Raw genomic sequence first — 24,614 nt, 5'->3', positions numbered from 1 at the left:
TTTCATGCGTCGCTTATTCGGCCTGATCATGACCGTCGGTGCCCTGCTCACGGCCGCGCCATCGCATGCACAGACCTTCGATCCGCGCTATCCCGTCTGCATGCACGTCTATTCCGGTGCGAACGGGGGTGGCGGGGAGTGGTACGATTGCTCCTTCACCTCAGTCCCGCAGTGCCAAGCTACCGCTTCAGGCCGCTCGGCCAGCTGCGATCTCAATCCGTATTATCCGTTCAACGCACCGCCGCAGCGCTTACGCCATCAGCGAGGCGGCTAGCGCTGGGCAATTACGTCCCGGCGGTCCATGGGGCATCGCGGATGAGCCGCCGCGTGCCTTTAGGAGCGCGGCGCCATGTTGACAGCGTCGACGATTGCGTTGGTCAATTGCCACGTCATCTTGTCCGTGGTCCAGTCGCTTGCGTGCAGCCTGTCGTCGTCGCCTGGGTCGACCATGCGGTCGAACGAAATCCCGGCGACATCATGCCAGCCCTTCATCAGCGCGAAACGGCCGAAGACGTTGACGCGCTTCTCCTGCGCGATCTGGCTGATCGCCTCGACCATGGCGCTCGCCTTCCTGGCCTTGGCCGGTGTCAGCAGCGCCGGCACATATTGAAGGTCCATCAGGATCACATCGATCTGCTTGGCGTCGAGCAGCCGGTCAACACCCTCGCGGATCGCTTGCGTGGTGTCCTCGAACGAGGGACCGGCGGATTGCCACACTGAATTGGTACCGACCTGCCAGATCACCAGATCGGGCTTCAGATCGAAGACGTCATGCTCGAACCGATTCAACTCCAAACGAGCATCTTCGCCGCCGACGCCGCGGTTGATCACCTCGATTGCGACGTTTGGAAATTTTATCCGAAGGTCCGACAGCAGCCGCTGCGGATAGGGCGCAATACCCCCTTCGCCCGCCGTGGTCGACGAGCCGATCGCGACCAGCCTGGCCTGTCCGCCCTTCACTCGGTGAGCAAAATTTGTCAGCGGCTGCTCGAAAGGCGCGGCCCGGACGGGAAACTCTAAGGGATCGAGAGCCACGGGTCGCTTTCCTTTCGCAGCCAGAACAACGCCGGCAGAAAGAATAGCCCGTTTCCCCGAGGTCACCTAGCGTCGCGAGGCCCGCTTGCTATTGCTTCCGGATGCCTGACAGCTCCACCACCTTGCGCCAACGGTCGGTCTCCGCCGTCAGCATGCCGCCGAATTCGCTGGCATTGCCGTGCAGCGGGATCGCGCCGAGCCCGGCGATGCGGGACTTGATCTCCGCGTCGGACAGCGCGGCGTCGATTTCGCGATTGAGCAGGTCGATGATCTCGCGCGGCGTGTCGTGTGGAGCGCCGACACCGTAGAATGAACTCGTCTCGTAGCCGCTGAGCGTGTCCGCGATCGGCGGCGCGTCCGGCAAAATCTCCGAACGCTCGCGCGTGGTGACGCCGAGTGCGCGCAGCTTGCCGGCGCGCACGAGCTCGAAGGATGAAGTGACGTTGTCGAACATGCCCTGAATCTGGCCGCTCATCACGTCGGTCAATCCGGGTGCCGAGCCGCGATAGGGCACGTGGATGAACTGCACGCCGGCCAGCGACTTGAACAGCTCGCCGGAGAGATGCAGCGAGGTGCCGATGCCGGAAGAGGCAATCGACATCTTGCCGGGATTGGACTTGGCGTAGGCCATGAAGTCGGCGACGCTCGTCACCGGCAGGTCGTTGTTGACAACCAGCACCAGCGGAATTCGTGCGACGCCGGCGACCGGCGCGATGCCCTTGGCGAAATCATACGGCAGCGCCGGGTCGAACGAGGCGTTGATGGCGTTGGCGGTCGAGGTCAACAGCAGGGTGTGACCATCGGGGGCGGACGTAATCACCGCCTGTGTCCCGATATTGCTGCCGGCGCCGGGCTTGTTCTCGACGACGAAGGTCTGGCCGAGCCGGTCGGAGAGGCGCTGGCAGAGCAGCCGCGACAGCACGTCGGTGGCCCCACCCGGCGCATAGGGTACCACCCATTTCACGCTGCGCGAGGGATAGGAGGGATTGCCGATCGCAAAGGCGCGTGGCGTGGCGAGCACGGTTGCGGCAGAGGCTGCAGCCTGAAGGAAATGTCGCTTGGTGATCAATGCATGCATCCCGCTCTTCTTCCTTCTCCCCTTGTGGGAGAAGGTGGCGCGAAGCGCCGGATGAGGGGTCACTCTCCGCACGTGAACTCGCGGAGAGTGCCCCCTCACCCGTCTCGCCGCTATGCGGCGAGCCACCCTCTCCAACAAGGCGAGAGGGGAAGCTTCCACGCACGATGAGATACTGCAAAGGCTGTGGCTGCGCACGCCCATCCCACCGGTTTGGTAAAGGATGACTAGAGTTAATCGCGCACTAACCCGGTTTTACCTTGTCTCTTAACACCTGGGCAGGGCGTGCGAGCTAAGCTCTCGGAACCAGCAGACACGTTCCGAAAGAATGAACGGCATGACAACCGGCGTCATCGAGCAACCGAAAGCCGCGCGCGCACCTTCGGCTTCGAAAATCTGGCTGAAGGCGATCGAGCTCACCGCACGGATAGAGACGTTGCCGGGCCGGCTGTTCGCCGACGTCGTCGATGATTGGGCGCAGCGCCAGCCCGATCGCATTGCGCTGGCCACCGATGACGCGAGCCTCGACTATGAGGGGCTTTCGAAACGCATCAATCGCTATGCGCGGTGGGCGCGCTCGGCCGGTGTGGCCAAGGGCGACAGTGTCGCGCTGATCATGCCGAACGGCATCGACTATGTCGCGGCCTGGCTCGGCATCAGCCGGGTCGGTGGCGTGGTCGCGCTGATCAACACCAAGCTCGTCGGCCGGTCGCTCGCGCATTGCATCGGTGTCGCAAGGCCCGCTCACATCATTGTCGCGCACGAGCTCAAGGATGCGCTGGACGGCGCGTCGCCACCCCTGAACACGGAAGCAAAGGTCTGGACTCATGGCGATGCCCGCAGCGAACGTGCGATCGATGTCGCGCTTGCCGCCCTCGACGACGGGCCGCTTTCGCCGGACGAGCGTGGCGACGTCACCATCGACGACCGGGCCCTGCTGATCTACACGTCCGGGACGACCGGCCTGCCGAAAGCCGCCAGCATCAGCCACCGCCGCATCCTCAATTGGGGCTTTTGGTTCGCCGGCCTCACCGGCGCGACGCCGCAGGATCGGCTCTACGATTGCCTGCCGCTGTTCCACTCGGTCGGCGGCATCGTCGCGCCATGCAGCATGCTCGCTGCCGGCGGTGCGGTGGTGATCGCGGAAAAATTCTCGGCCTCGAATTTCTGGCCCGACATTGTGCGCCACGACTGTACGCTGTTTCAGTATATCGGCGAGCTCTGTCGCTACCTGCTCAAGGCGTCGCCGTCGGAATACGAGAACCGGCATCGCCTGCGGCTCGTCTGCGGCAACGGCCTGCGCGGTGATATCTGGGACGATTTTCAGGCGCGTTTCGCCATTCCGCGCATCCTCGAATTCTACGCGGCGACGGAAGGCAATTTCTCGCTGTTCAACGTCGAGGGCCAGCCCGGCGCGATCGGCCGCGTTCCGCCGCTGCTCGCGCATCGTTTCCCTGCCGGTCTCGTCAAGCTCGATCCCGATAACGGCGCGCCGCTGCGCAATGCAGAGGGGTTTTGTATTCCCTGCGCGCGCGGCGAGCCCGGCGAAGCCATAGGCCGCATCGGCACGGCGGATGAGGGCGGCGGCCGCTTCGAGGGCTACACCGAGGCGAGCGAGACCGAGAAGAAGATCCTGCGCGATGTCTTTGCCAAGGGCGATTCCTGGTTCCGCACCGGCGACCTGATGCGGCTCGACGAGAAGGGATTCTTCCACTTCGTCGACCGCATCGGCGACACCTTTCGCTGGAAGGGCGAGAACGTCGCGACTTCGGAGGTCAACGACGCAGTGCGCGATTTCAGCGGCGTGATCGACGCCACCACCTACGGCGTCAGCATCCCCGGCACTGATGGCCGCGCCGGCATGAGCGCGATCGTGGTGAACGAGGGCTTCGTCCTCGAGGCGCTGCCCGCCCATCTCGCACAGCGCCTGCCGGCCTATGCTCATCCCGTCTTCATACGCATCTCGCGCGAGCTCGATGCGACCGAGACGTTCAAGCAGAAAAAGGGCGAGCTCGCGCGCGAGGGGTTTGATCCGGGCGCGGTCTCCGATCCGCTGTTCATGCAGGACCCGAAGACGGGCACCTATGTCGCGCTGAACGCGGAGACGTACGCGCAAATCAACGAGGGTACGATCCGGTTCTAGCCGCATGAAAATTCGGAGATAGGTCCAATTTTATCCGAATTGTCCAAGAAGCCATTTACTTCTGTCGGGTAAACAAGCGGCCAAGGGAGGCGGTCATCAAGAACCGCCGAAACACGAACGACAACAGAAGCGAGCCAGCCATGTCGGTACGGTCTAAGGTCATCGAAGCGATCCAGCAGATCGCCAAGGAGCAGCACGTCGCGCTTCCCGCACTCTCTGACGATCTGTCCCTGCACGAGACGGGATTCGACTCGCTCGCCTTCGCCATCCTGGTGGCACGCCTCGAGGACGAGACTGGCGTCGACCCCTTCACCATCTCCGAGGACGCAGCGTTCCCCGCCACCGTGGGCGATTTCGTGCGGGCCTACGAAAATGTCCCCGCGTGAGATCTTTGCGCTCCGCGACCATCTTGGCACGGAGCTGACCGGCCGCACGCTGTCGGACGCGCACGAGGTCGTGTCGCTGACGGATATCCTGTCGCAGACGGTCCTGGCTGGCCGCCTGGGCGAGCTGTCCGGCCGCGCGGTGCTGCTGAAATTGTCCGACCAGCTCCGGTCAGGCCTTGCCATGATCGAGCTCGACGGTATTGCGCGCCGCATGCTGCTGTGCCCGCCCGATCTCAACCCCGCGCATCTCGATGCGCTCATCGCGGATGCCGGGATCGATGCCGTCGTCACCGACGAGCCCGATCGCTGGGCCGAGACCGGCGTGCCGCTGGTCGTCACCGCACAACTGCCGCTTCAAGCCACTGCGCCGGCCAGGACCGAATGTGCCACGGAGTGGCTGATGCTCACTTCGGGCACGTCGGGCGTGCCGAAAATCGTCGGCCATACGCTGGAAGCCCTCACCGGCGCCATCGTCGCCGAAGGCCCGGCGCGCGGACCCGCGCCAATATGGGCGACGTTCTACGACATCCGCCGCTATGGCGGCCTGCAGATATTCCTCCGCGCCGTCCTCTCGGGCGGCTCGATGGTGCTGTCCGATCCGCATGAGGCGCTCGGCGATCACGTCACGCGGCTGAACGCGCGCGGCGTCTCCCATATCTCCGGCACGCCCTCGCACTGGCGCAAATTGTTGATGAGCGGCTCGGCCGCGCAGTTCGCGCCGCGCTATGTCCGCCTCTCCGGCGAGATCGCCGACCAGGCGGTGCTGGACGGCCTGAAGGCGGCGTTCCCGAATTCCTCCGTCGGCCATGCCTATGCATCAACCGAGGCCGGCGTCGGCTTTGCCGTCAATGACGGGCTGGAAGGCTTTCCGGCGGACTATCTCGGCAACCGCAACGGCGTCGAAATGAAGGTCGTCGACGGCTCGCTACGCATCCGTTCGACCCGCACAGCGCACGCCTATATCGGCCGCGACGCGGCCGCGCTCACCGATGCGGACGGGTATGTCGATAGCGGCGATATCGTCGAATTGCGCGGCGACCGCTACTATTTCGTCGGCCGCCGCGGCGGCATCATCAATATCGGTGGGCTGAAGGTTCACCCCGAAGAGATCGAGGCGGTGATCAACCGTCATCCCGACGTACGGATGTCGCGGGCGAAGTCACGCAAGAGCCCGATCACCGGCGGCATCGTCGTCGCCGACGCGATCCTCGCCGACGGTACCGATACGGCGCGCGCGAAAGAGATCCGCGACCAGATCCTGGATCAGTGCCGCGCGCAGCTCGCGTCCCACAAGGTGCCGGCGGTGATCCGCTTCGTCGAGGCGCTCGACGTCACCCCGGCCGGCAAACTGGCGCGCACCGATGCATAATGTTCTCGTCACGGGTGGTAGCCGCGGCATCGGCCTTGCAATCGGCCAGCGGCTTGTTGATGGCGGCTACAACGTGATCGCGGCGGCGCGGCGCGAGAGCGACGCGCTCAAGGCGGCGATTGCCGGGTCGGAGGGGCGCCTGCATTTCCGCGCCTGCGACCTCGCCGTGATCGACGCGATTCCCGCTTTCGCAAAACTCGTGCGCGATGAATTCGGCCCGATCTACGGCCTCGTTAACAATGCCGGCCTCGGCAGCGAAGGCCTGCTCGCGACCATGCACAATTCCGAGATCGAGGCGCTGGTGCAGCTCAACGTGCTGTCGCCGATCATTCTCACCAAATATGTCGCACGGCAGATGATGGCCGACGGTGCCGGCCGCATCATCAACATCTCGTCGATCATCGCGACCACCGGCTATAACGGCCTCTCCGTTTACGGTGCGACCAAGGCCGCCGCTACCGGCTTCACCCGTTCGCTTGCGCGCGAGGTCGGCAAGCTCGGCATCACCGTGAACGCGATCGCGCCCGGTTTCATCGACACCGAGCTGACGCACAATCTCTCCGGCGACAGCCGAAAGCGCATCGCCGGCCGCAGCGCGCTGCGGCGCCTGCCGGAGACCGACGACGTCGCGCGCATGGTGGAATATCTGCTGGGCGAGGGCGGGCGCAACGTGACGGGTAGCGTGTTCACGGTCGACGCGGGCAACACGGCGTAGGCGGAACTCTACTGCCACAATTGCATTGATCCGGCGCAATGACATCATCCGGATTTGGTCGTAAGATGCCGCGCAATTGATTGGCTTACGTCAATCGATCTACCCTAATCGACAGGGAGCAGTCCATGACCGCTGCGAGCCCGGACAAGGCGTCGGCAAAGCCATCTTCCGCACAGCAAAGCGACGTCCACTGCCAGACCGTTCACTGCCAACCGATGTCTCATCAAAATTCAGGTGATCACGGTTACGAAATGTATCCGCAGAAATTCGTGCGTCTGGTCGGTTGCCATGACGTACCCTCATCCGCGCTACGCAAGCGCGAGGGCGAGAAGCTGCACTAGACGTTTCAGGTCCGGTGCTTCGGCAGGTCAATCCGTTCCTGTGAGAACTCCGGCGGGCCGTCGGTCAGGCGGCGGATCCGGCGCTCGCGTTCGTCTTCAGACAGGGCGGGATCGAGCAGTCCCTCGAGTTCATGCACCGCAAGCTCTTCGATCCTGGTGGCATCCGAAGCGAGCGAGTGCCCTGGCGGGAGTGCCGGGGGCGCGACCTTCAGGCCCAGCTCGACCAGCGTACGAATGGCATCGGAGCGCGACAGGTGATGGGTTTCGGCCCAGCTATCGACGGCCGCGGTCAGGCTTTCCGGCATCTTCACCGCGCTGATCGGATCACGTCCGGTGCGCCGGCTTACCGGAGCGATGGAGTCCTTCCTGTCGAAGTCGGACACGTCGATGTTCCCGCGCAACCATGTGAGATCATCGAGACTAGACGCCATTTACGGCCAACTGTTTGATGCCGATCAATGACCTTCTGTGGCATTGCAGCGCGCCCTCATCTTGTTGTCCGGGTCCATTTCGGCCAATGGTTGCGAGGGCGCGCCCCCCGGCGAACCCGAATCGATTCTTCCACGTATGTTTCTTTGGACGTGCGTCCCAACTATCCGGCATCATCCGATGACATCAGCGTTCTATAGCGGCATTCCAGTCTTTCGCGGCTTCACCAGCCTGATGGACCCCGCTTTGTATTCGCCGCTGCCCGACGACTGGAGCGTCGGCGTTGCCGACATCGTGGATTCCACCAAGGCCATCGCGTCGCAGCGCTACAAGGCGGTGAACATGGCCGGTGCCGCCGTGATCGCGGCGGTGACGAACGTATTGGAGGGACGCGAATTTCCCTTCGTGTTCGGCGGCGACGGCGCGAGTTTTGCGGTCGCGCCTGATGACCTCGAACTGGCCCGCGAGGCTTTGGCTGCGACCGCGACCTGGGTGCGGGAAGATCTCGATTTGCGGATGCGCGTCGCGCTGGTGCCGGTGAGCGCCATTCGCGCGCAGGGCCTCGACGTGCGCGTCGCGCGCTTCGGCCCGTCGGCCAATTTGTCCTATGCGATGTTTTCTGGCGGCGGGCTCGCCTGGGCGGACGCAGCGATGAAGTGCGGCGAGTTTGCGATCATCGAGGCGCCCGCGGGCACGCAGCCCGATCTCTCCGGCCTGTCCTGCCGCTTCGAGGTGATTCCGGCTGCGCGCGGCCTGATCCTGTCCGTGCTGGTCATGCCGGCCCAGGGCGCCGATCCCTCGGCATTCCGCAACGTGATCGAGGACATCATCCACCTCGTCGAGCGCAGCCCGGATGCCGGTCGGCCCGTGCCGCCGCAGGGGCCACCGCTGACATGGCCGCCGCAGGGGCTGGAATATGAGGCGCGCACCATGCGCGGAGGTCCGCTGCTCGGGCGCCGCGCCCGCGTGCTGGCCTACACGCTTTTCGTCTATCTGATCATGCGCTTCGACCTCAAGGTCGGCGGCTTCGTGCCGAAGCTCTATAGACGACAGGTCGTGGAGAACTCCGATTTCCGGAAATATGACGACGGCCTGCGCATGATCCTCGACTGTACGCCCGAGCTCGAACGCGCGCTCAGCGATCGTCTCGCAGCTGCCGCGCGCGATGGCATCGTGCGTTACGGTCTCCACCAGCAGGACGCCGCGATGATGACCTGCTTCACCCCGTCGGCGCTCCGCAGCGACCACGTCCATTTCATCGACGGTGCGCGGGGCGGCTACGCCTCGGCGGCGACGGCGCTGAAGGCGATGACGGCGTGAAGCGCTAGCGTCCCGCCCGGGTCCAGGTTTCGCCGCCGCAGAGCGCGCCGACGCAGCCTTCGACCCGCAGCGAATCCGCTGATGTCACGGTCACGCTGCTCGCATAGGTGCCGCCGTCGTCGGCATTGTAGATCTGGCCCGACCATTTGTTCGGCCCTGAAGGCTGCATGCCGCTGAACAACGGCAAGCCGATCATCGGGCGCCTGGCGAGGGCGGGATTGGGATTCTTGCTGTCGGTGGCGGGCTGGCCGGTCGCGGTGTCGTGGGGTTCACGCAGCCAGACGACATTGCCGCAGATGCCGCCGCCGCATTTGCTGATCTTGACGCGGGCATCGCCGGCCTGGGTCAGCCAGGTCCCGTCGGCGCTCTGCGCACGGGCGGCAGTCGCGCCAAGGAGCGCAGCCAGGACGATGAGAGCAGCGAATTTGGAAGTCATGGAGAGAGCCCCGAAGTGGAGCGCCTCCATAGCAGCCCAGCAGGATAGTGCAACGCGGGATGGAATCACATTCCTGCGTTTATCTGCCTGCGTGCATTGACCTGCGCTCATTTGCCCCAGCGCACCAAGGCGACCGAGCCTGCGGTCGACAGCCCGAACACCACCATGGCGCCGCCGACCAGTGCGAACAGGGTCCAGGCTGGAGCCTGCGCCATCATGAGGGTGCCGCCGCCGATCGCGACGATCAGAAGGCGCGCGGTGGAGGCGAGCACGGGACCGCCGACCCGCGCCGCGCCTTGCGAGGAGAAATACAGCGACACGCCCATGCCGAAGAACACAAAGGTCGGGCCCGCCCAGTGGAAGTAGCTGTGCGCGGCGGCGGCGACGCCGGCATCCCTGGTGAAGAGCGAAACCCACAGAGACGGATCGAGCGCGATGACGAGGCCGATCAGGCCGACCGTAATTCCCGAGGCCGCGGCCGCGGTCCAGGCCACGCGCCGCGCGCGTTTCACCTGTCCGGCGCCCATCGCCATGCCGACCATCGGCACCGATGCGATGCCGAAGGCGAAGGTGATCGGGATCAGCAAGAATTCCAGTCGCGAGCCGATGCCGTAACCGGCCAACATCTCGGTGCCGAAGGTCGCCAGGATCTTGGTGAAGATCAAAATGGTGAGCACGGTCTGGAGCGGCGACAGGCAGGCGACCGCGCCGACCTTGAGGATGTCGAAGAACAACGCGCGATCGAAATGGAAGGCGCGGAAATCCAGCGGCAGCCGGCTGCGGCCGGACCAGAGATACCAGAGGAAAAAGATCGCAGCACAGGTGAACGCGATCAACTGACCGGCGGCGACGCCGGGCATGCCGAATTGCGGCACGCCGAATAGGCCAAGCCCCAGCGTGCCGCCGAGCGCGATCTGGAGCACGCTCGTCCCGATCAGCGCCATCGAGGGCAGACGCATGTCGCCGGTGCCGCGGATCACCGAGGCCAGCGTGTTGACGAGCCAGATCGCGACCGCGCCGGAGAACAGCATTTGCGAATAGCCGCTGGCTTCCTCGAGTACACGCTCGCGCCCGCCCAGCAGCATGAAGAACGAGCGGCCGAAGACGAGCATCGTCACCGTGAAGAAAAGCCCGCCGCAGAGGCCGATGATGGCGGCGTGCAGCGCCAGCGTCGCCGCACGGGTCCGATCGCCGGCGCCGAGCGCGCGGCTGATCGCAGACGAGACGCCGCCGCCCATCGCGCCCGCGCTCATCATCTGCGTCAGCATGGCGAACGGAAACACCAGCGCGATCGCTGCGAGCGGGATGGTGCCGAGCCGGCCGATATAGGAGGTCTCGGCGACCGCAACGAGCGTGCTGCCGACCATCGCGATCATGTTGGGGATCGCAAGCCGCAGCAGTGTGGGCAGGATCGGTGCCGTCAGCAAGCCGGCGATGGGGGAGGCGACCGGGGCAGGCGGCGGCACGGCGTCTATCGAGGCGTCGATCGTCATGTGTCACCGCGCGGAATATTGGATGATGACCGACATATTATATGGCGTGCGGCGCCGGCGCCAGCCTCGCTTCACGCAGGGCTCACCAGGGCAGGCCGCAGAGGTCGATGGTGCCCAGCGTCGGCGCGCTGACGATGTTGCAGACATAGGGCGCCATGTGGGTGAAGCGGATCCGCCCCTCCGGCTGCTCGCAATAGACCTCGCCCTTGAAGGGGAGCCAGCTGCGGTTCTGGTAGAACGCGACATTGTGCGGCTCGCAGAACAGCAGCGCGAAGCGGACCGCCTCGTTGGCACGCATGGTATGCAGCGCGGCGTCGATCGCCATGGTGGCATAGCCGCGGCCGCGCCGGTCCTCCCGCGTGCAGACGCCGCCGATGCCGCCGATGTGAACCTTCTGCCCGTTCCAGGTGACGGTGCGGAAATAGATGCCGACATGGCAGACGAGACCATCCTCGGGCGTCTCGATCAGCACGCGCAAACCGGCATTGGCCCATTTGACGTGAGCCCAGGAGGGCTTCTCGACGGCGTCGCGTCCCCAGACGGCGCTGAGCAGGGGCTGTGCGATCGGCCATGAGGCGTCGCCGTTCAAAATGTCGATCTCGATGCTCATCGCTCTCTCTTTCGCATCTCCGTGCCGTGGGTGCGTTTCGTTCTGCCATAAGCACCTCAAAGGCAATGATATTTTACGGCCCGGTTGAAACGACCGACATCCTTGCGACGATTTTATGCAATCCGGCCAAGCCGCTGCACCATGCCTTCTGGAAAATTCGCGGTATTTAACGGCCACGGAACCTTCTATAAGGGGTGACCGTTAAGTCTCGTTCCCCCATCAGTCGCGGACAACACCCATGACCTTTACGCTGCCCCCACTCCCCTACGCCTATGACGCCCTCGGGCAATTCATGTCGAAGGAAACGCTCGAATTCCACCACGACAAGCATCATCAGGCCTATGTCACCAACGGCAACAACGCGCTCAAGGGCACCGAATGGGAAGGCAAGTCCCTTGAGGAGATCGTCAAGGGCTCGTTCGGCAAGAACCCCGCGGTGTTCAACAATGCCGGCCAGCACTACAACCACATCCATTTCTGGAGCTGGATGAAGCCCAATGGCGGCGGCACCAAGCTGCCGGGCAAGATCGAGAAGAAGATCAACGAGGATCTCGGCGGCTTCGAGAAGTTCAAGACCGACTTCCAGGCGGCCGGCGTCGGCCAGTTCGGCTCCGGCTGGTGCTGGCTCCAAGTCAAGAACGGCAAGCTCGAGATATCCAAGACCCCGAACGGCGAGAATCCGCTGGTGCACGGCGCCACCCCGATCCTCGGCTGCGACGTCTGGGAGCACTCCTACTACATCGACTATCGCAACCGCCGTCCGGACTATCTCAAGGCGTTTGTCGAGAACCTCGTGAACTGGGAATACGTCGAGTCCCTGTTCGACAAGGCGTAAGATTTTACGCCGTCATTCCGGGATGGTGCGCTAGCACCAGACCCGGAATCTCGAGATTCCGGGTTCGGCTTCGCCGCCCCGGAATGACGGAAACAACGGAAGGCGGTCGCACGTGCGGCCGCCTTTTTGCTGTGCGGAATTCGGCCCCGCATGGCCCTGCGCGAGGTGCGCATCGCTCCCGTCATCGTACTGTTTGCATCGCATCTGCGGCGCCCTTAATCAGGACGGGCATCACCCTCGAGCCGAACGCGCCCGTTGTCAGAACCCTCCCCGAAAGACCCGGCGCCCGCCGCGGACGCGGACTCCGAGCCACGGCCGGGGCGCGTGCGCAAGCCGATCGGCTGGTCGACCATCATCATCGCAGCGCTGGTGGCGGTGAGCGCGGGTCTGGTCTGGCGGCGTGACGGCACCGACGGTGTTCTCGAGATCCTGACCCACGATCTCTCGCTGTTCGGCGGCATCCTGCCGCGCGTGCTGGCCGGGTGCCTGCTCGGCGCCTTCATTTCGGAAATCCTGCCGCACGAAAAAGTCTCGCGCGCGCTCGGGCCGAAATCGGGCCTGAAAGGCCTTCTGATCGGCACTGCCTTCGGCGCGATCCTGCCCGGCGGTCCCTTCACCGCCTATCCCGTGGCGAGTGCGCTGCTGGCGGTCGGTGCCGATTTCGGTGCCACCATCGCCATGGTCGTGAGCTGGACCTTGATCGGCTATGGCCGGGCGGTGGCCTGGGAAATCCCGATCATGGGTACCGACTTCACGCTGTGGCGCATCATCATCTCGCTGCCGTTGCCGGTGCTCGCAGGCGCGCTCGGCCGATTTGTCTATGTGCGGCTCTATCCGAAGCCAGCCCTGAAGGACGACGAGAATTGAGCGCCGCGCTTCTGATCGACATCCTGTTGTGGGGCTCGGTGTTCGGCGTCGGCCTGATCGCCTTTCGCCGCGGCCCACCGGTGTTCAAGTCCTCGCTGCGCGAAGGCTCCATGGACTTCATCAATATCGTGCCCCGGATCGCGCTGGGGGTGATCGGCTCCGGCTACATCGCCGCCATCATCCTGCAGGAGGTGATCAGCGGCTGGCTCGGCCCGGACAGCGGCTGGCTCGGGGTCGCGACTGCCGTGGTCGCCGGGGCCGCGACGCCCGGTGGCCCGGTGATCGGGTTCTCGATCGGTACGGTGGCGTTGAAATCGGGCGGTGGGGTGCCGCAGGTGGTCGCCTATGTCGTCGCCTGGGCCCTGTTTGCCTTCCAACGGGTGATTTTGTGGGAGATTCCGTTCATGCCGGCCCGTTTCGTCTGGTTCCGCTGTGCGGTTTCGGTGCCGTTCCCGTTCGTCGCCGCCGCCATCGCCATGGTGATCGGGAAGCCCTAGAGCCCGGCGTGGACAGAGGTAATGTTATAATATAACGTTTCGGCATGGTTCCCGCCGCCTCCCAAGCCCATCATCACGATTATGCTCATGGCCATTCCCATGATCATTCCCATGACCACGGGCATTCGCATGGACACGATCACACCCACGCACACATCCATGGTGCGGCCTCTCCGCATCCGGCTCAGGCGGCGCACTGGTCGATCCTGCGCATGACGATGGCCGCCCGCCTCGCGGCCGCGCTCGTGGTCTGCGCCGTGCTCTGGGGCGTGGTCTTCCTGGCGATGAGGTGACCATGGCGGCGCTGCATTTCCACAACGTTACGCTCGGCTATGACCGTCACCCGGCCGTGCACCACCTCAATGGTGAGGTCGCCCCGGGCGCGTTGCTGGCCGTGATCGGCCCGAACGGGGCCGGCAAGTCGACACTGCTGCGCGGCATTGTCGGCATCCTCAGACCACTCGACGGCAGCATCCATCTCGGCGGGCTCGACAGCCGCGATATCGCCTATCTGCCGCAGAGTGCGGAGATCGACCGCAGCTTCCCGATTTCGGTGCTGGACTTCGTTGCCACCGGGCTATGGCGCGGGACCGGCCTGTTCGGCGGCATCGGCAAGGCGGCGCGCGAAAAGATCCTCCGCGCGATCGCTTCCGTCGGTCTCAACGGTTTCGAAAACCGCCCGATCGGCACACTCTCGGGCGGCCAGATGCAGCGCGTGCTGTTTGCGCGCGTGCTGCTCCAGGACGCGCGGCTGATCGTGCTGGACGAGCCCTTCAACGCCATCGACAGCAAGACCACGGCCGATCTGCTGGCGCTGGTGAAGCACTGGCATGGCGAGGGCCGCACCGTCCTCGCCGCGCTGCACGACATGGAGATGGTGCGCACCCATTTCAGCGAGACGCTGGTGCTGGCGCGCGGGCCCGTGGCGTGGGGCCCGACGGCAGAGGTGCTGACGCCGGAAAACCTTATGGTCGCGATGCGGATGTGCGAAGCCTTCGACGACAGCGCCGCCGCCTGCTCGGCCGATGATGCCCGCTCACGGGCGGCTTGATATCCGATGCTCTATGACGCGCTGATCGGCCCGTTCACCGAATTCGAGTTCATGCGACGTGCGCTCGCGGCCGTCATCGCGCTGTCGCTCGCGGGCGCGCCGATCGGCGTGTTCCTGATGTTGCGGCGAATGAGCCTGGTCGGCGACGCCATGGCGCATGCCATCCTCCCCGGCGCCGCTGTCGGTTTCCTGCTTTCCGGTCTCAACCTGTTCGCGATGACGGCCGGCGGCCTGATCGCGGGTTTTGCCGTCGCGATCCTCGCAGGCCTCGTCGCACGCTCGACCGGGTTGAAGGAGGATGCCTCGCTCGCGACCTTCTATCTGGCCTCGCTGGCACTGGGCGTGACCATCGTCTCGATCAAGGGCACCAATATCGACCTGCTGCACGTGCTGTTCGGCAATATCCTCGCGATGGACGATCAGACGCTGCTGGTCGTCGCTTTCAACGCCACGGTGACGCTGCTGGTGCTCGCCGTGATCTATCGCCCGCTGGTGATCGAGAGCGTCGATCCCTTGTTCTTGCGCACCGTGAGCCGGGCTGGCGGGCCTGCGCATCTCGCTTTCCTTGCGCTGGTCGTGATCAACCTCGTCAACGGCTTTCAGGCGCTCGGCACGCTGCTCGCGGTCGGCCTGATGATCCTGCCGGCCGGCATCGCGCGGTTCTGGTCGCGCGATCTCACCGTCATGATCTGCATCGCGGTCGTCGCTGCCGCCGTCTCCGGCTATGCAGGTCTTGTGCTGTCGTTCCAGACCCGTGTGCCCTCGGGCCCTGCGATCATTCTGGTGGCGAGCGCGCTCTACACCGTCTCCGTCCTGTTCGGCCGGGTCGGCGGCGTCGTCAGGCAGCTGTTTCCCGGCCGGCATCTGGAAGCGTGACAGCGATGCGGCGCATCCTGCTTTGTGTGCTCTTGCTGATCGCCTCGCCGCTGCACGCTGCGGAGCAGCTGAAGGTCGTTGCGAGCTTCTCGATCCTCGCCGATTTCGTCCGTAATGTCGGCGGCGACCGGATCAATCTGACGACGCTGGTCGGGGCCGACAGCGACGTCCACGTCTACACGCCCGCGCCCAGCGATGCGAAGCGGATCGCGGACGCAAAGCTGGTCATCGTCAACGGCCTTGGTCTCGAGGGCTGGCTGCCGCGCCTCGTGCAGTCCTCCGGATCCAAGGCGCAGGTGATCACCGCGAGCGCCGGCATCGCGCCGCTCAAGCTTGGTTCGGCCGCCGACCCGCATGGCTGGCAGTCCGTTCCCAACGCCAAAATCTACGTCACCGACATCGCCAATGCGCTGGCCGCGGCCGACCCTGATGACGCGGAGCTCTTCCGCGCCCAGGCCAAGGCCTATCTGGAAAAGCTCGAAACGCTTGACCGCGAGGTCCGCGATGCCGTGGCCAAAATCCCGCAGGAGCGGCGCAAGGTGATCTCGACCCATGACGCCTTCGGCTATTTCGCCGCCGAATACGGCGTCCAATTCATCGCGCCGCTCGGCGTCTCCACGGAAACCGAGCCCAGCGCGCGGGACATCGCCACCATCATCGGCCAGATCAAGGCCCAGAAAATCCCAGCCGTGTTCCTGGAAAATATCAGCGACGACCGGCTGATCCGGCGGATCGCGGCGGAGACCGGCTCAAAAGTCGGCGGGACCCTGATTTCGGACGGTTTGACCGGCGAAAAGGGGCCTGCACCCACTTACATTGATATGGTCAGGCACAATATAAAGGCCCTGACCAGCGCGCTTGACCACTAGGGCAGGGGCCACCCCGCCTCGCGTCGCGCGAAAAGCCCGAAGTCCGGAGTTGTTATGTCTGAAGCGACCGCCCCAAAAATTCCCGTGACCGTCCTGACCGGCTATCTCGGTGCCGGCAAGACCACGCTGTTGAACCGCATCCTGTCGGAAAACCACGGCAAGAAGTACGCCGTCATCGTCAACGAATTCGGCGAGATCGGCATCGACAACGACCTCATCATCGGCGCCGATGAGGAAGTGTTCGAGATGAACAACGGCTGCATCTGCTGCACCGTGCGTGGCGATCTCGTGCGCATCATGGAAGGCCTGATGAAGCGCAAGGGCAAGTTCGACGCCATCATCGTCGAGACCACCGGTCTTGCCGATCCGGCACCGGTGGCCCAGACCTTCTTCGTCGACGAGGACGTGCAGAAGAACGCGCGTCTCGATGCGGTGGTCACGGTTGCGGACGCAAAATGGCTGTCCGACCGTCTCAAGGACGCGCCCGAGGCCAAGAACCAGATCGCCTTTGCCGACGTCATCGTGCTGAACAAGACCGATCTCGTCACCAAGGGCGAGCTTGCCGAGGTCGAGGCCCGCATCCGTGCCATCAACCCCTATGCGAAGCTGCACCGCACCGAGCGCTGCTCGGTGGCTTTGGCCGACGTGCTCGACCGCGGCGCCTTCGACCTCGATCGCATCCTCGACATCGAGCCGGGCTTCCTGAATGCCGATGATCATGACCACGACCATGATCATCATCACCACGGCCACGACCATCATCACGATCATGATCACGGCCACGGCCTGAAGCACTATCACGACGAGGATATGCAATCGCTGTCGCTCAAGACCGACAAGCCGCTCGATCCCAACGTGTTCATGCCCTGGCTCCAGAATCTGGTGCAGGTGGAGGGCGGCAAGATCCTGCGCTCCAAGGGCATCCTCGCCTTCCACGACGACGACGACCGTTACGTCTTCCAGGGCGTCCACATGATGCTGGAGGGCAACCACCAGCGGAAGTGGAAGGACGGCGAGCCGCGCGAGAGCCGCCTCGTCTTCATCGGCCGCGAATTGCCGCAAGATCTCATTCGCCAGGGTTTTGAGAGCTGCATCGTCTCGTGATGAAAGAGTTTACGCCGCCCGCCGATTCCGCCTCGATCGTCTCCGTCACCGAGCGCGTCAAGCCGCTCGCGCTCGGCATGGTCGTGACCTCCGTGCATTTCCTTGGGCCCCGCGCTGCCTTCGTCGGCGGCGAGGAGAATGTCGCGTTCGTGGATGGCCAGGGCGAGATCAGCAAGGTCGCCGTGCACAGCGGCGGCATTCTCTCGGCCGCCTCCGATGGCAAGCGCCTCGTGATGGGCGGCGACGATGGAAAAGTCGTGTCGCTCGACGCCAAGGGCGAGGTGACGCTGCTTGCGAGCGACCCGAAACGGCGCTGGATCGATGCGGTGGCGCTGCATCCGGACGGTGCCTACGCCTGGTCGGCCGGCAAGACCGCTTTCTTCAAGAGCGGCAAGAGCGAGGAGAAGTCGCTTGAGGTGCCCTCAACCGTTGGCGGCCTCGCGTTTGCGCCGAAGGGCCAGCGTCTCGCGATCGCCCATTACAACGGCGCAACGCTGTGGTTTCCCAACATGGCGGGATCGGCCGAATTCCTGCCCTGGGCTGGCTCGCATCTCGGCGTCACCTTCAGCCCGGACAACAAATTCCTGGTCACCACGATGCACGAATCCGCGCTGCACGGGTGGCGGCTTGCCGACAACAGGCACATGCGTATGACCGGCTATCCCGGCCGCGTCCGCTCGATGTCGTGGAGCGCGGGCGGCAAGGCGCTGGCGACCTCGGGCGCCGACACGGTGATCCTGTGGCCGTTTGCCAGCAAGGACGGCCCGATGGGCAAGGAGCCCGCGATGCTCGCGCCGCTCCAGGCGCGCGTGTCGGTCGTCGCATGCCATCCCAGGAACGACATCTTCGCCGCCGGCTATAGCGACGGCACCGTGCTGATGGTGCGTCTGGAGGACGGCGCCGAGATCCTTGTCCGCCGCAATGGCACGCCGCCGGTGGCCGCGCTCGCCTGGAACGCCAAGGGGACGCTGCTGGCGTTCGCCGACGAAAATGGGGATGGCGGGCTGCTGGAGCTTTGATCTGTCATCGTTCCGGCCGTAGATGGGGCCATGCGGTTTCTGACGACCTTCCAGATCGCTGACTTTGCGGACACGCTGGTCAGTCTGTTCACGGCCTTCGTGCTGGGCACGCTGATCGGTGCCGAGCGGCAGTACCGCCAGCGCACCGCGGGCCTGCGTACGAACGTGCTGGTCGCGGTCGGCGCCGCCGCCTTCGTCGATCTCGCCATGCACCTGACCGGCGCCGACGGCGCGGTGCGGGTGATCTCCTACGTCGTCTCGGGCATCGGCTTTCTCGGCGCCGGCGTCATCATGAAGCAGGGCATGGACGTGCGCGGGCTCAATACCGCGGCGACGCTATGGGCTTCGGCCGCGGTCGGCTCCTGCGCCGGCGCGGACATGATCGCCCAGGCGGCGGCGCTAACGGTGTTCGTGATTGCCGGCAACACCATGTTGCGGCCATTGGTCAACGCCATCAACCGCATTCCGCTGAACGAGAAGACCTCCGAGGCGACCTATTACTTCAAGCTCGCGGTCGCACCGGACGCCTTGCCCGACATGCGCGACCGGCTGGTCGAGAAGCTCGAGGGCGCAAAATATCTGGTGGCCGATATCGAAATGGTCGAAACCGGGGATGATTTGATCGAGATCGTGGCAAAGCTGGTCGCGAGCGCCGTCGATCCGAACGAGCTGAATGCGGTGGCGACCGATCTCCAGCACCTGCCCGGCGTCCGCCACGCCACCTGGGAAGTCAGCACCACGGATTGAGCGCGCAGGCGTCGAGTTCCGGCCGTCACGGGCAGGGAACCGCAGACCGGCGATTTCGTTGATCCCCTGGACAAAGGCGGTGATCGACATGCCCGGCCAATATGACAAGCGCAGACTGAAGCTCGACCTGATGGTTGCCTGCTCGCTGTTCGCGGCAGGCGTCGTGGTGTCAGGCATGTCGCTGGCGCAAATCCGCGCCGAGACCCGGATGCAGACGGCCCAGGCGACGCAACCCCTTCAGGGCACGCCGTCCGACGATCAGAACAAGCCCGCGGAAGCCAAGCCCGGCGGCGACCGGCCGACCACGCCCGCCCCAGAGCCGGCGCGACCCGACCCACAGACGCAAGGGGCTGCCGGTGCGGCTAAACCAGCATTGCCGCCAGCGCCAGCCGAGAAGATCGCGCCGCCGATTGAGAGGAAGTAGGCTCCCCTGTCATTCCGGGCTCGCGCCAAGTGGCGCGCCTCGGAATGACGAACGGAGAGTTGGGTGACGGCTCTCACCGCACCAGAACGTTCCGGAACTGCCACGGATCTGACGTATCGATATCCTCCGGAAACAGTCCCGGACGATCCGTCAGCGGCGTCCAGTCGGTATAAAACCCCTTCACCGGGCCGAGATACGGCAGCTGAATTTCCAGCAGGCGATCGAAATCCATCTCGTCGGCTTCGACGATGCCTTCCTTCGGTTTTTCGAGCGCCCACACCATGCCGCCGAGCACGGCGGAGGTCACTTGCAGGCCAGTGGCGTTCTGGTAGGGCGCGAGCTTGCGGGTCTCTTCGATGGAGAGCTGCGAGCCGTACCAATAGGCATTGTTGTCATGGCCGAACAGCAGCACGCCGAGTTCGTCGATACCGTCGACGATCTCGTTCTCGTCGAGGATGTGGTGCTTCTCCTGCATCTTCGCGGCGCGGCCGAACATTTCATGCAGTGACAGCACGGCATCGTCAGCCGGATGATAGGCATAGTGGCAGGTCGGACGGTACACCGCCGTGCCCGATGCGTCGCGCACGGTGAAATAGTCGGCGATCGAGATCGACTCGTTGTGGGTGACGAGGAAGCCATACTGCGCGCCGCGGGTCGGGCACCAGGTGCGCACGCGCGTGTTGGCGCCGGGCTGCATCAGATAGATGGCAGCGCCACAGCCGGCTTCGTGAGTCCGCGCATTTTCGGGCATCCATTTTTCATGGGTGCCCCAGCCGAGTTCTGATGGCTGCACGCCTTCCGACAGAAAACCTTCCACCGACCAGGTGTTGACGAAGACATCCGGCTCTTTCGGCTTCTTGGAGCGCTGGGTGTCGCGTTCAGCGATGTGGATGCCCTTGATGCCGGCCTGTCGCATCAAGTCCGCCCATTCGGCTTTGGTTTTCGGCTTGGGGGCATTGAGCTTCAGATCGGCGGCGACATTGAGCAGCGCCTGCTTCACGAAAAACGAGACCATGCCGGGATTGGCACCACAGCAGGAGACGGCCGTCGTCGAGCCGGCGGGGCGCGCCTTCTTGGCAGCCAGCGTCGCTTCGCGAAGGGCGTAATTGGAGCGCGCTTCCGGGCCTTTCGAGGAGTCGAAATAGAAGCCGAGCCAGGGCTCGTTGACGGTGTCGATATAGAGAGCGCCGAGCTCGTTGCAGAGCTCCATGATGTCGGTGGAACCGGTATCGACCGAGAGATTGACGCAAAAGCCCTGGCCGCCGCCCTCAGTGAGCAGCGGGGTCAGCAACTCGCGATAATTGTCCCTGGTCACGGCCTTCTGGATGAAACGCACATTGTGCTTCTCGCAATGCGCCTTGCGGCCCTCGTCCTTGGGATCGATCACGGTGACGCGCGACTTGTCGTAATCGAGATGCCGCTCGATCAGCGGCAACGTGCCTTTCCCGATGGAGCCGAAGCCGACCATGACGATGGGACCAGTGATCTTCGCGTAGATCTGCGAGGCGGGGCTCATGGGATGGTTTCTCCGGAACGTGCTGGCGGACAAAGGGTGGGTGGATCAAGCGCTACGGCGCTTGGCGGTGACTTCGATCTCGACCTTCATCTCGGGCTTGGCGAGGCCGCTGACGACCACCAAGGTCGCGGCCGGCCTGATGTCACCGAGAACCTCGCCGCAGACGGCGAAATGGGCATCGATATAGCTAGCGTCGGTGACGTAATAGGTCGCGCGGACGATATCGGCCATCTCGAATCCGCCCTCCTGCAGGGCGGCTTCGATGGTCTTGAAGCAGTTGCGTGACTGGCTCGTGACATCGGCCGGCATGGCCATCGTCGTGTAGTCATAGCCGGTGGTGCCCGCGACGAAGGCGAACTCGCCGTCGATCACGGCGCGGCTGTAGCCGACGGTCTTCTCAAGCGGAGAGCCGGTGGAAATCAGGCGGCGGGACATGGTCTTGGGCCTCGACTGAAGGGGGCGTTTGGCGGGTTAAAGGGCGTTTCTCAGGCCCGCGCAACCCTAAAGCAAAGGGTCGCGCGAGCATCTCCGCTCGCCGCGGCTTTGGTCATCGCGATCATGGCAATCCCTTACGCCGCGCGCGCCTCGAGGCCGCGAACTAGCCTCCGTTTGGGTAGGGCCGCGCCAGCCGGGACGATCATCCCGGCGGCGCCATCCAGCGCACCCGCTTCGAATTCGATCGCCAGCAGGCGGTCGCGCTCGAACGGACCGGGCAGCGACAGCTCGCCGGTGTTGGCGGCTGAGAAGCCGAAGCGGGCGTAATAAGGGGCATCGCCAAGCAGGATCACGGCGGCATGCCCGCGCGCCCGGGCGGCAGCCAGCGCTTGTTGCATCAGCGCGGCGCCGATCCCGAGCTCGCGGCAAGCAGGGTCCACCGCCAGCGGTCCGAGGACCAGAGCGGGCCTGCCTCCGGCGCTGACGTGCCACAGCCGCACGGTTCCCACGAGCTTCCCCTCGCGCATCGCGGCCAGCGCAAGGCCGGCTGCGGGTGCGCGTCCGTCGCGCAGGCGCTGGCAGGTGCGGCCATGGCGGTTATCGCCAAAGGACGCATCGAGCAGCGCTTCACGCATCGCAACGTCGCCAGCACGCTCCGCACGGATCGCGAACGGAGCGGCTTTCGAGGTGGGGTCAACCTGTGTCTTCCGAAGAGCAGTCATGGCGCGTCAGTCCCCGCTTGAAGCCGACGTGCGCAAAGCACGCCGGTCCAAGGCGTCGTCAGAAATCGAAATGTCAGGGAGGGAGCCGGCAAGCCGGCTCCCGGGTTCGTCAGGCCTCAGACGAGAGGCGGATCAGATGTGGTAGGTCTTCAACGGCGGGATGCCGTTGAACGCCACCGCCGAGTAGGTCGACGTATAGGCCCCGGTGCCTTCGATCAGCAGCTTGTCGCCGATCTCGAGCGTCACCGGAAGCGGATACGGGTTCTTCTCGTACAGCACGTCGGCGCTGTCGCAGGTTGGCCCAGCGAGCACGCACGGTGTCATGTCCGCACCGTCATGCGGGGTGCGGATGGCGTAACGGATCGACTCGTCCATGGTCTCGGCGAGACCGCCGAACTTGCCGATGTCCAGATAGACCCAGCGCACCTCGTCCTCGTCGCTCTTCTTGGAGATGAGCACGACCTCGGACTCGATGATGCCGGCGTTGCCCACCATGCCGCGGCCCGGCTCGATGATGGTCTCCGGAATCTGGTTGCCGAAGTGCTTGCGCAGCGCGCGGAAGATCGAGCGCCCGTAGGTGACCACCGGCGGCACGTCCTTCAGGTACTTGGTCGGGAAACCGCCGCCCATGTTGACCATGGTCAGGTTGATGCCGCGCTCGGCGCAGTCGCGGAACACCTGCGAGGCCATCGCCAGCGCACGGTCCCACGCCTTCACCTTGCGCTGCTGCGAGCCGACATGGAAGGAGATGCCGCACGGCTCCAGGCCCAGACGCTTGGCAACGTCGAGCACGTCGACGGCCATCTCTGGATCGCAGCCGAACTTGCGCGACAGCGGCCATTCGGCGCCGGCGCAGTCATAGAGGATGCGGCAGAACACCTTTGCGCCGGGAGCGGCACGGGCGACCTTCTCGACTTCGGCGGCGCAATCGACCGCGAACAGCCGAATGCCGAGCGCGAAGGCACGCGCGATGTCGCGCTCCTTCTTGATCGTGTTGCCGAAGGAGATGCGGTCGGGCGTCGCACCGGCGGCCAACGCCATCTCGATCTCGGCGACCGTGGCGGTGTCGAAGCAGGAGCCCATGGAGGCGAGCAAAGCCAGCACTTCCGGCGCCGGGTTCGCCTTGACGGCATAGAACACGCGGCTGTCGGGCAGCGCCTTGGCAAAGGTCTGGTAATTGTCGCGCACGACTTCGAGGTCGACCACGAGGCACGGTTCGGTGTCGAGGCCCTCGCTGCGGCGGTTGCGCAGGAATTCCTGGATACGGTCGGTCATAGCACTCTCCCAAACGGCCCAGCGACGGGGATCCGTTCAAAAAATGACGTCGGATAAGAGCGCTCCGGCCAGATCGCGCGATGGAGGCGCGACGAGCCAAAGACTCAGATCAGACTGTGCTGCCGTGGATTGGTTGGGAATGTTCCCGCCCGCACACCTGGCAATGAAGGACAAGCCTTTTCAGTAGCCCGCGCCGGCGTTGGACTGCCGGTAGAGACCAAAAAAGCCCGATCCGTCGTTGCTTTAAGTCGCGTCCCCCGTTGAGAGCGGGGTGCGCCGGTTCGCCTCCGGCTGCCAGTCACGGTTGCAAAGAGCAAAGTCACCTTCGACAAGGCATCTCTTTGAGAGAGATGCTGGACGCTCCGGGTTTGCTTTCGTCTTCCGGCTATGAGCCTTCCGACTTCCACACTTCCGAAGAGCCCCTCGGCTTCTTCGCCCCTTGGCGGCTGTCCGGCCTCTTGTCCGGATACCTACCGACTGACACACGACCACAGGCACGTGCGAAATTGGGCAATCCGCACATAAGTGTTTTGACTCTGCTTCGCAAGAGATTTTTTAGGCTGCGAACAGAATTGCCTAACATCTGCTTGCGCAGTGTTGCGCGAGCGACGCGGAAGATGAACGCGCGTTAAGTTTTCTGTGCGGCGCGCGTCACTCGCGCGCGTGCGCGCTTCAGCCGCGCTTCGTGAACGGCTCGACGCGCTGAGCGGCGCGGATGAAGGCAGTCATGACGAGCACGCCGAGCGCGAACAGCGCGGCCTGAAGGATGTGCGTGCCCTGCTCGCCCAGCCCGAACAGGATCGCGAGCGCCCAGCCGCCGGCAAACGCCGCGCCGAACACCTCGGCGCCGATCAGGATGGCGGCGCTGATGACGGTGATGACGCTCGGCCAGACGATCCGACGGGAAGACGAGGAAGTCGCGTTCATGAGCTCAGGGGTCCTAGGCTTTGAAGGGCCGCAATCTCCCCGAAAAGGCCGCCGGGAGCAAGGGCAAATGGCCCAAAAAAGCCCCATCGCGTGCTATA

29 protein-coding genes are annotated in these 24,614 nt (G+C 64.6%); 18 read left to right on the top strand and 11 right to left on the bottom strand.

Going from position 1 to position 24,614, the window contains the following annotated elements; translation table 11 throughout:
• Window positions 1-4 precede the first annotated feature (4 nt).
• Complete coding sequence (locus AC0L30_RS09450; RefSeq protein ID WP_473404175.1) at window positions 5-274, top strand: DUF3551 domain-containing protein; 270 nt, start codon at window positions 5-7, stop codon at window positions 272-274.
• Between the two features lie 59 nt (window positions 275-333).
• On the opposite strand, the gene AC0L30_RS09445 is transcribed toward AC0L30_RS09450, so the two are convergent.
• Both AC0L30_RS09445 and AC0L30_RS09440 read right to left on the bottom strand, forming a co-directional pair.
• The gene (locus tag AC0L30_RS09445; protein ID WP_473404174.1) at window positions 334-1,035 is read right to left on the bottom strand and encodes an SGNH/GDSL hydrolase family protein; all 702 of its coding nucleotides are present in this window, start codon (window positions 1,033-1,035) and stop codon (window positions 334-336) included.
• A gap of 88 nt (window positions 1,036-1,123) precedes the next feature.
• Window positions 1,124-2,104, bottom strand: a complete 981-nt coding sequence (locus AC0L30_RS09440; protein ID WP_473404230.1) for a Bug family tripartite tricarboxylate transporter substrate binding protein — start codon at window positions 2,102-2,104, stop codon at window positions 1,124-1,126.
• Between the two features lie 334 nt (window positions 2,105-2,438).
• On the opposite strand from AC0L30_RS09440, the gene AC0L30_RS09435 reads away from it, so the two are divergent.
• From AC0L30_RS09435 to AC0L30_RS09415, 5 genes are all read left to right on the top strand, one after another.
• Window positions 2,439-4,253 carry a long-chain-acyl-CoA synthetase gene (locus AC0L30_RS09435; RefSeq protein WP_473404173.1) on the top strand — a complete coding sequence of 605 codons (1,815 nt, stop codon included), beginning with the start codon at window positions 2,439-2,441 and terminating at the stop codon, window positions 4,251-4,253.
• Window positions 4,254-4,393: 140 nt separating this feature from the next.
• Window positions 4,394-4,639 (top strand): acyl carrier protein, encoded by a 246-nt coding sequence (locus AC0L30_RS09430; protein WP_007597226.1) that lies wholly within the window; start codon window positions 4,394-4,396, stop codon window positions 4,637-4,639.
• Complete coding sequence (locus AC0L30_RS09425) at window positions 4,626-6,008, top strand: class I adenylate-forming enzyme family protein (RefSeq protein ID WP_473404172.1); 1,383 nt, start codon at window positions 4,626-4,628, stop codon at window positions 6,006-6,008. The genes AC0L30_RS09430 and AC0L30_RS09425 overlap by 14 nt, the downstream gene beginning before the upstream one ends.
• Entirely contained in the window at window positions 6,001-6,723 is a 723-nt protein-coding gene (locus AC0L30_RS09420) for an SDR family NAD(P)-dependent oxidoreductase (RefSeq protein ID WP_473404171.1), read from the top strand. The genes AC0L30_RS09425 and AC0L30_RS09420 overlap by 8 nt, the downstream gene beginning before the upstream one ends.
• 125 nt (window positions 6,724-6,848) lie before the next feature.
• On the top strand, window positions 6,849-7,064 hold the full coding sequence (locus AC0L30_RS09415) for a hypothetical protein (protein WP_473404170.1): 216 nt from the start codon (window positions 6,849-6,851) through the stop codon (window positions 7,062-7,064).
• A 5-nt stretch (window positions 7,065-7,069) separates the two neighbouring features.
• Here the strand turns inward: AC0L30_RS09415 and AC0L30_RS09410 are convergent, their stop codons facing one another.
• Window positions 7,070-7,495: a ribbon-helix-helix domain-containing protein gene (locus AC0L30_RS09410; RefSeq protein ID WP_473404169.1), complete on the bottom strand. Its 426-nt coding sequence runs from the start codon at window positions 7,493-7,495 to the stop codon at window positions 7,070-7,072.
• A 178-nt stretch (window positions 7,496-7,673) separates the two neighbouring features.
• On the opposite strand from AC0L30_RS09410, the gene AC0L30_RS09405 reads away from it, so the two are divergent.
• Entirely contained in the window at window positions 7,674-8,813 is a 1,140-nt protein-coding gene (locus AC0L30_RS09405; protein ID WP_473404168.1) for a DUF3095 domain-containing protein, read from the top strand.
• Between the two features lie 4 nt (window positions 8,814-8,817).
• Here the strand turns inward: AC0L30_RS09405 and AC0L30_RS09400 are convergent, their stop codons facing one another.
• The 3 genes from AC0L30_RS09400 to AC0L30_RS09390 all read right to left on the bottom strand — a co-directional run bounded on the left by AC0L30_RS09400 (window position 8,818) and on the right by AC0L30_RS09390 (window position 11,352).
• The gene (locus tag AC0L30_RS09400) at window positions 8,818-9,249 is read right to left on the bottom strand and encodes a DUF2147 domain-containing protein (RefSeq protein ID WP_473404167.1); all 432 of its coding nucleotides are present in this window, start codon (window positions 9,247-9,249) and stop codon (window positions 8,818-8,820) included.
• A 107-nt stretch (window positions 9,250-9,356) separates the two neighbouring features.
• Window positions 9,357-10,742 carry an MATE family efflux transporter gene (locus AC0L30_RS09395; protein WP_473404166.1) on the bottom strand — a complete coding sequence of 462 codons (1,386 nt, stop codon included), beginning with the start codon at window positions 10,740-10,742 and terminating at the stop codon, window positions 9,357-9,359.
• An 82-nt stretch (window positions 10,743-10,824) separates the two neighbouring features.
• A complete protein-coding gene (locus tag AC0L30_RS09390; RefSeq protein ID WP_473404165.1) occupies window positions 10,825-11,352 on the bottom strand; it encodes a GNAT family N-acetyltransferase in 528 nt (175 codons plus the stop codon).
• Between the two features lie 238 nt (window positions 11,353-11,590).
• Between AC0L30_RS09390 and AC0L30_RS09385 the strand changes: the two genes are divergently transcribed.
• From AC0L30_RS09385 to AC0L30_RS09335, 11 genes are all read left to right on the top strand, one after another.
• On the top strand, window positions 11,591-12,187 hold the full coding sequence (locus tag AC0L30_RS09385; RefSeq protein WP_007597204.1) for a superoxide dismutase: 597 nt from the start codon (window positions 11,591-11,593) through the stop codon (window positions 12,185-12,187).
• A gap of 255 nt (window positions 12,188-12,442) precedes the next feature.
• Window positions 12,443-13,054: a permease gene (locus AC0L30_RS09380; RefSeq protein ID WP_473404164.1), complete on the top strand. Its 612-nt coding sequence runs from the start codon at window positions 12,443-12,445 to the stop codon at window positions 13,052-13,054.
• Window positions 13,051-13,551: a hypothetical protein gene (locus AC0L30_RS09375; protein ID WP_473404163.1), complete on the top strand. Its 501-nt coding sequence runs from the start codon at window positions 13,051-13,053 to the stop codon at window positions 13,549-13,551. Before AC0L30_RS09380 ends, AC0L30_RS09375 begins: the two co-directional genes overlap by 4 nt.
• Window positions 13,552-13,595: 44 nt before the next feature.
• A complete protein-coding gene (locus AC0L30_RS09370) occupies window positions 13,596-13,844 on the top strand; it encodes a hypothetical protein (protein WP_473404162.1) in 249 nt (82 codons plus the stop codon).
• A gap of 2 nt (window positions 13,845-13,846) precedes the next feature.
• The gene (locus AC0L30_RS09365) at window positions 13,847-14,602 is read left to right on the top strand and encodes a metal ABC transporter ATP-binding protein (RefSeq protein WP_007597191.1); all 756 of its coding nucleotides are present in this window, start codon (window positions 13,847-13,849) and stop codon (window positions 14,600-14,602) included.
• A gap of 6 nt (window positions 14,603-14,608) precedes the next feature.
• Window positions 14,609-15,478 (top strand): metal ABC transporter permease, encoded by an 870-nt coding sequence (locus tag AC0L30_RS09360; RefSeq protein WP_007597190.1) that lies wholly within the window; start codon window positions 14,609-14,611, stop codon window positions 15,476-15,478.
• Between the two features lie 5 nt (window positions 15,479-15,483).
• Complete coding sequence (locus AC0L30_RS09355; RefSeq protein ID WP_007597189.1) at window positions 15,484-16,347, top strand: metal ABC transporter solute-binding protein, Zn/Mn family; 864 nt, start codon at window positions 15,484-15,486, stop codon at window positions 16,345-16,347.
• Window positions 16,348-16,401: 54 nt separating this feature from the next.
• Complete coding sequence (locus AC0L30_RS09350; RefSeq protein ID WP_473404161.1) at window positions 16,402-17,451, top strand: CobW family GTP-binding protein; 1,050 nt, start codon at window positions 16,402-16,404, stop codon at window positions 17,449-17,451.
• Entirely contained in the window at window positions 17,451-18,470 is a 1,020-nt protein-coding gene (locus AC0L30_RS09345; protein ID WP_354171506.1) for a WD40 repeat domain-containing protein, read from the top strand. The genes AC0L30_RS09350 and AC0L30_RS09345 overlap by 1 nt, the downstream gene beginning before the upstream one ends.
• Before the next feature lie 30 nt (window positions 18,471-18,500).
• Entirely contained in the window at window positions 18,501-19,217 is a 717-nt protein-coding gene (locus tag AC0L30_RS09340; protein ID WP_219680356.1) for an MgtC/SapB family protein, read from the top strand.
• Window positions 19,218-19,305: 88 nt separating this feature from the next.
• Window positions 19,306-19,641, top strand: a complete 336-nt coding sequence (locus tag AC0L30_RS09335; protein WP_007597175.1) for a hypothetical protein — start codon at window positions 19,306-19,308, stop codon at window positions 19,639-19,641.
• Window positions 19,642-19,714: 73 nt separating this feature from the next.
• Here the strand turns inward: AC0L30_RS09335 and AC0L30_RS09330 are convergent, their stop codons facing one another.
• The 5 genes from AC0L30_RS09330 to AC0L30_RS09310 form a co-directional block, all read right to left on the bottom strand.
• A complete protein-coding gene (locus AC0L30_RS09330; RefSeq protein ID WP_473404160.1) occupies window positions 19,715-21,157 on the bottom strand; it encodes a homospermidine synthase in 1,443 nt (480 codons plus the stop codon).
• A 45-nt stretch (window positions 21,158-21,202) separates the two neighbouring features.
• Window positions 21,203-21,592 carry a RidA family protein gene (locus tag AC0L30_RS09325; RefSeq protein ID WP_007597171.1) on the bottom strand — a complete coding sequence of 130 codons (390 nt, stop codon included), beginning with the start codon at window positions 21,590-21,592 and terminating at the stop codon, window positions 21,203-21,205.
• Window positions 21,593-21,726: 134 nt separating this feature from the next.
• Window positions 21,727-22,314, bottom strand: coding sequence for a GNAT family N-acetyltransferase (locus AC0L30_RS09320; protein WP_473404159.1), 588 nt, complete (start codon window positions 22,312-22,314; stop codon window positions 21,727-21,729).
• Between the two features lie 132 nt (window positions 22,315-22,446).
• Entirely contained in the window at window positions 22,447-23,589 is a 1,143-nt protein-coding gene (locus tag AC0L30_RS09315; protein WP_018453321.1) for a type III PLP-dependent enzyme, read from the bottom strand.
• Window positions 23,590-24,261: 672 nt separating this feature from the next.
• The gene (locus AC0L30_RS09310; RefSeq protein WP_007597166.1) at window positions 24,262-24,516 is read right to left on the bottom strand and encodes a hypothetical protein; all 255 of its coding nucleotides are present in this window, start codon (window positions 24,514-24,516) and stop codon (window positions 24,262-24,264) included.
• Between the last annotated feature and the right edge of the window lie 98 nt (window positions 24,517-24,614).

Source organism: Bradyrhizobium sp. MI1.11, assembly GCF_055811255.1.
Note: the sequence above shows the minus strand (reverse complement) of the source record. Positions and strands in the feature narration are given on the sequence as shown.

Excerpts from the sequence above, each read along its gene's own strand:
- AC0L30_RS09340 (WP_219680356.1), top strand. The coding sequence starts at position 18,501 with ATGCGGTTTCTGACGACCTTCCAGATCGCTGACTTTGCGGACACGCTG.
- AC0L30_RS09415 (WP_473404170.1), top strand. The coding sequence starts at position 6,849 with ATGACCGCTGCGAGCCCGGACAAGGCGTCGGCAAAGCCATCTTCCGCA.
- AC0L30_RS09400 (WP_473404167.1), bottom strand. The coding sequence starts at position 9,249 with ATGACTTCCAAATTCGCTGCTCTCATCGTCCTGGCTGCGCTCCTTGGC.
- AC0L30_RS09325 (WP_007597171.1), bottom strand. The coding sequence starts at position 21,592 with ATGTCCCGCCGCCTGATTTCCACCGGCTCTCCGCTTGAGAAGACCGTC.
- AC0L30_RS09420 (WP_473404171.1), top strand. The coding sequence starts at position 6,001 with ATGCATAATGTTCTCGTCACGGGTGGTAGCCGCGGCATCGGCCTTGCA.
- AC0L30_RS09435 (WP_473404173.1), top strand. The coding sequence starts at position 2,439 with ATGAACGGCATGACAACCGGCGTCATCGAGCAACCGAAAGCCGCGCGC.
- AC0L30_RS09405 (WP_473404168.1), top strand. The coding sequence starts at position 7,674 with ATGACATCAGCGTTCTATAGCGGCATTCCAGTCTTTCGCGGCTTCACC.
- AC0L30_RS09365 (WP_007597191.1), top strand. The coding sequence starts at position 13,847 with ATGGCGGCGCTGCATTTCCACAACGTTACGCTCGGCTATGACCGTCAC.
- AC0L30_RS09370 (WP_473404162.1), top strand. The coding sequence starts at position 13,596 with ATGGTTCCCGCCGCCTCCCAAGCCCATCATCACGATTATGCTCATGGC.
- AC0L30_RS09425 (WP_473404172.1), top strand. The coding sequence starts at position 4,626 with ATGTCCCCGCGTGAGATCTTTGCGCTCCGCGACCATCTTGGCACGGAG.
- AC0L30_RS09385 (WP_007597204.1), top strand. The coding sequence starts at position 11,591 with ATGACCTTTACGCTGCCCCCACTCCCCTACGCCTATGACGCCCTCGGG.
- AC0L30_RS09430 (WP_007597226.1), top strand. The coding sequence starts at position 4,394 with ATGTCGGTACGGTCTAAGGTCATCGAAGCGATCCAGCAGATCGCCAAG.
- AC0L30_RS09355 (WP_007597189.1), top strand. The coding sequence starts at position 15,484 with ATGCGGCGCATCCTGCTTTGTGTGCTCTTGCTGATCGCCTCGCCGCTG.
- AC0L30_RS09410 (WP_473404169.1), bottom strand. The coding sequence starts at position 7,495 with ATGGCGTCTAGTCTCGATGATCTCACATGGTTGCGCGGGAACATCGAC.
- AC0L30_RS09310 (WP_007597166.1), bottom strand. The coding sequence starts at position 24,516 with ATGAACGCGACTTCCTCGTCTTCCCGTCGGATCGTCTGGCCGAGCGTC.
- AC0L30_RS09390 (WP_473404165.1), bottom strand. The coding sequence starts at position 11,352 with ATGAGCATCGAGATCGACATTTTGAACGGCGACGCCTCATGGCCGATC.
- AC0L30_RS09315 (WP_018453321.1), bottom strand. The coding sequence starts at position 23,589 with ATGACCGACCGTATCCAGGAATTCCTGCGCAACCGCCGCAGCGAGGGC.
- AC0L30_RS09335 (WP_007597175.1), top strand. The coding sequence starts at position 19,306 with ATGCCCGGCCAATATGACAAGCGCAGACTGAAGCTCGACCTGATGGTT.
- AC0L30_RS09345 (WP_354171506.1), top strand. The coding sequence starts at position 17,451 with ATGAAAGAGTTTACGCCGCCCGCCGATTCCGCCTCGATCGTCTCCGTC.
- AC0L30_RS09350 (WP_473404161.1), top strand. The coding sequence starts at position 16,402 with ATGTCTGAAGCGACCGCCCCAAAAATTCCCGTGACCGTCCTGACCGGC.
- AC0L30_RS09320 (WP_473404159.1), bottom strand. The coding sequence starts at position 22,314 with ATGACTGCTCTTCGGAAGACACAGGTTGACCCCACCTCGAAAGCCGCT.
- AC0L30_RS09395 (WP_473404166.1), bottom strand. The coding sequence starts at position 10,742 with ATGACGATCGACGCCTCGATAGACGCCGTGCCGCCGCCTGCCCCGGTC.
- AC0L30_RS09360 (WP_007597190.1), top strand. The coding sequence starts at position 14,609 with ATGCTCTATGACGCGCTGATCGGCCCGTTCACCGAATTCGAGTTCATG.
- AC0L30_RS09330 (WP_473404160.1), bottom strand. The coding sequence starts at position 21,157 with ATGAGCCCCGCCTCGCAGATCTACGCGAAGATCACTGGTCCCATCGTC.
- AC0L30_RS09450 (WP_473404175.1), top strand. The coding sequence starts at position 5 with ATGCGTCGCTTATTCGGCCTGATCATGACCGTCGGTGCCCTGCTCACG.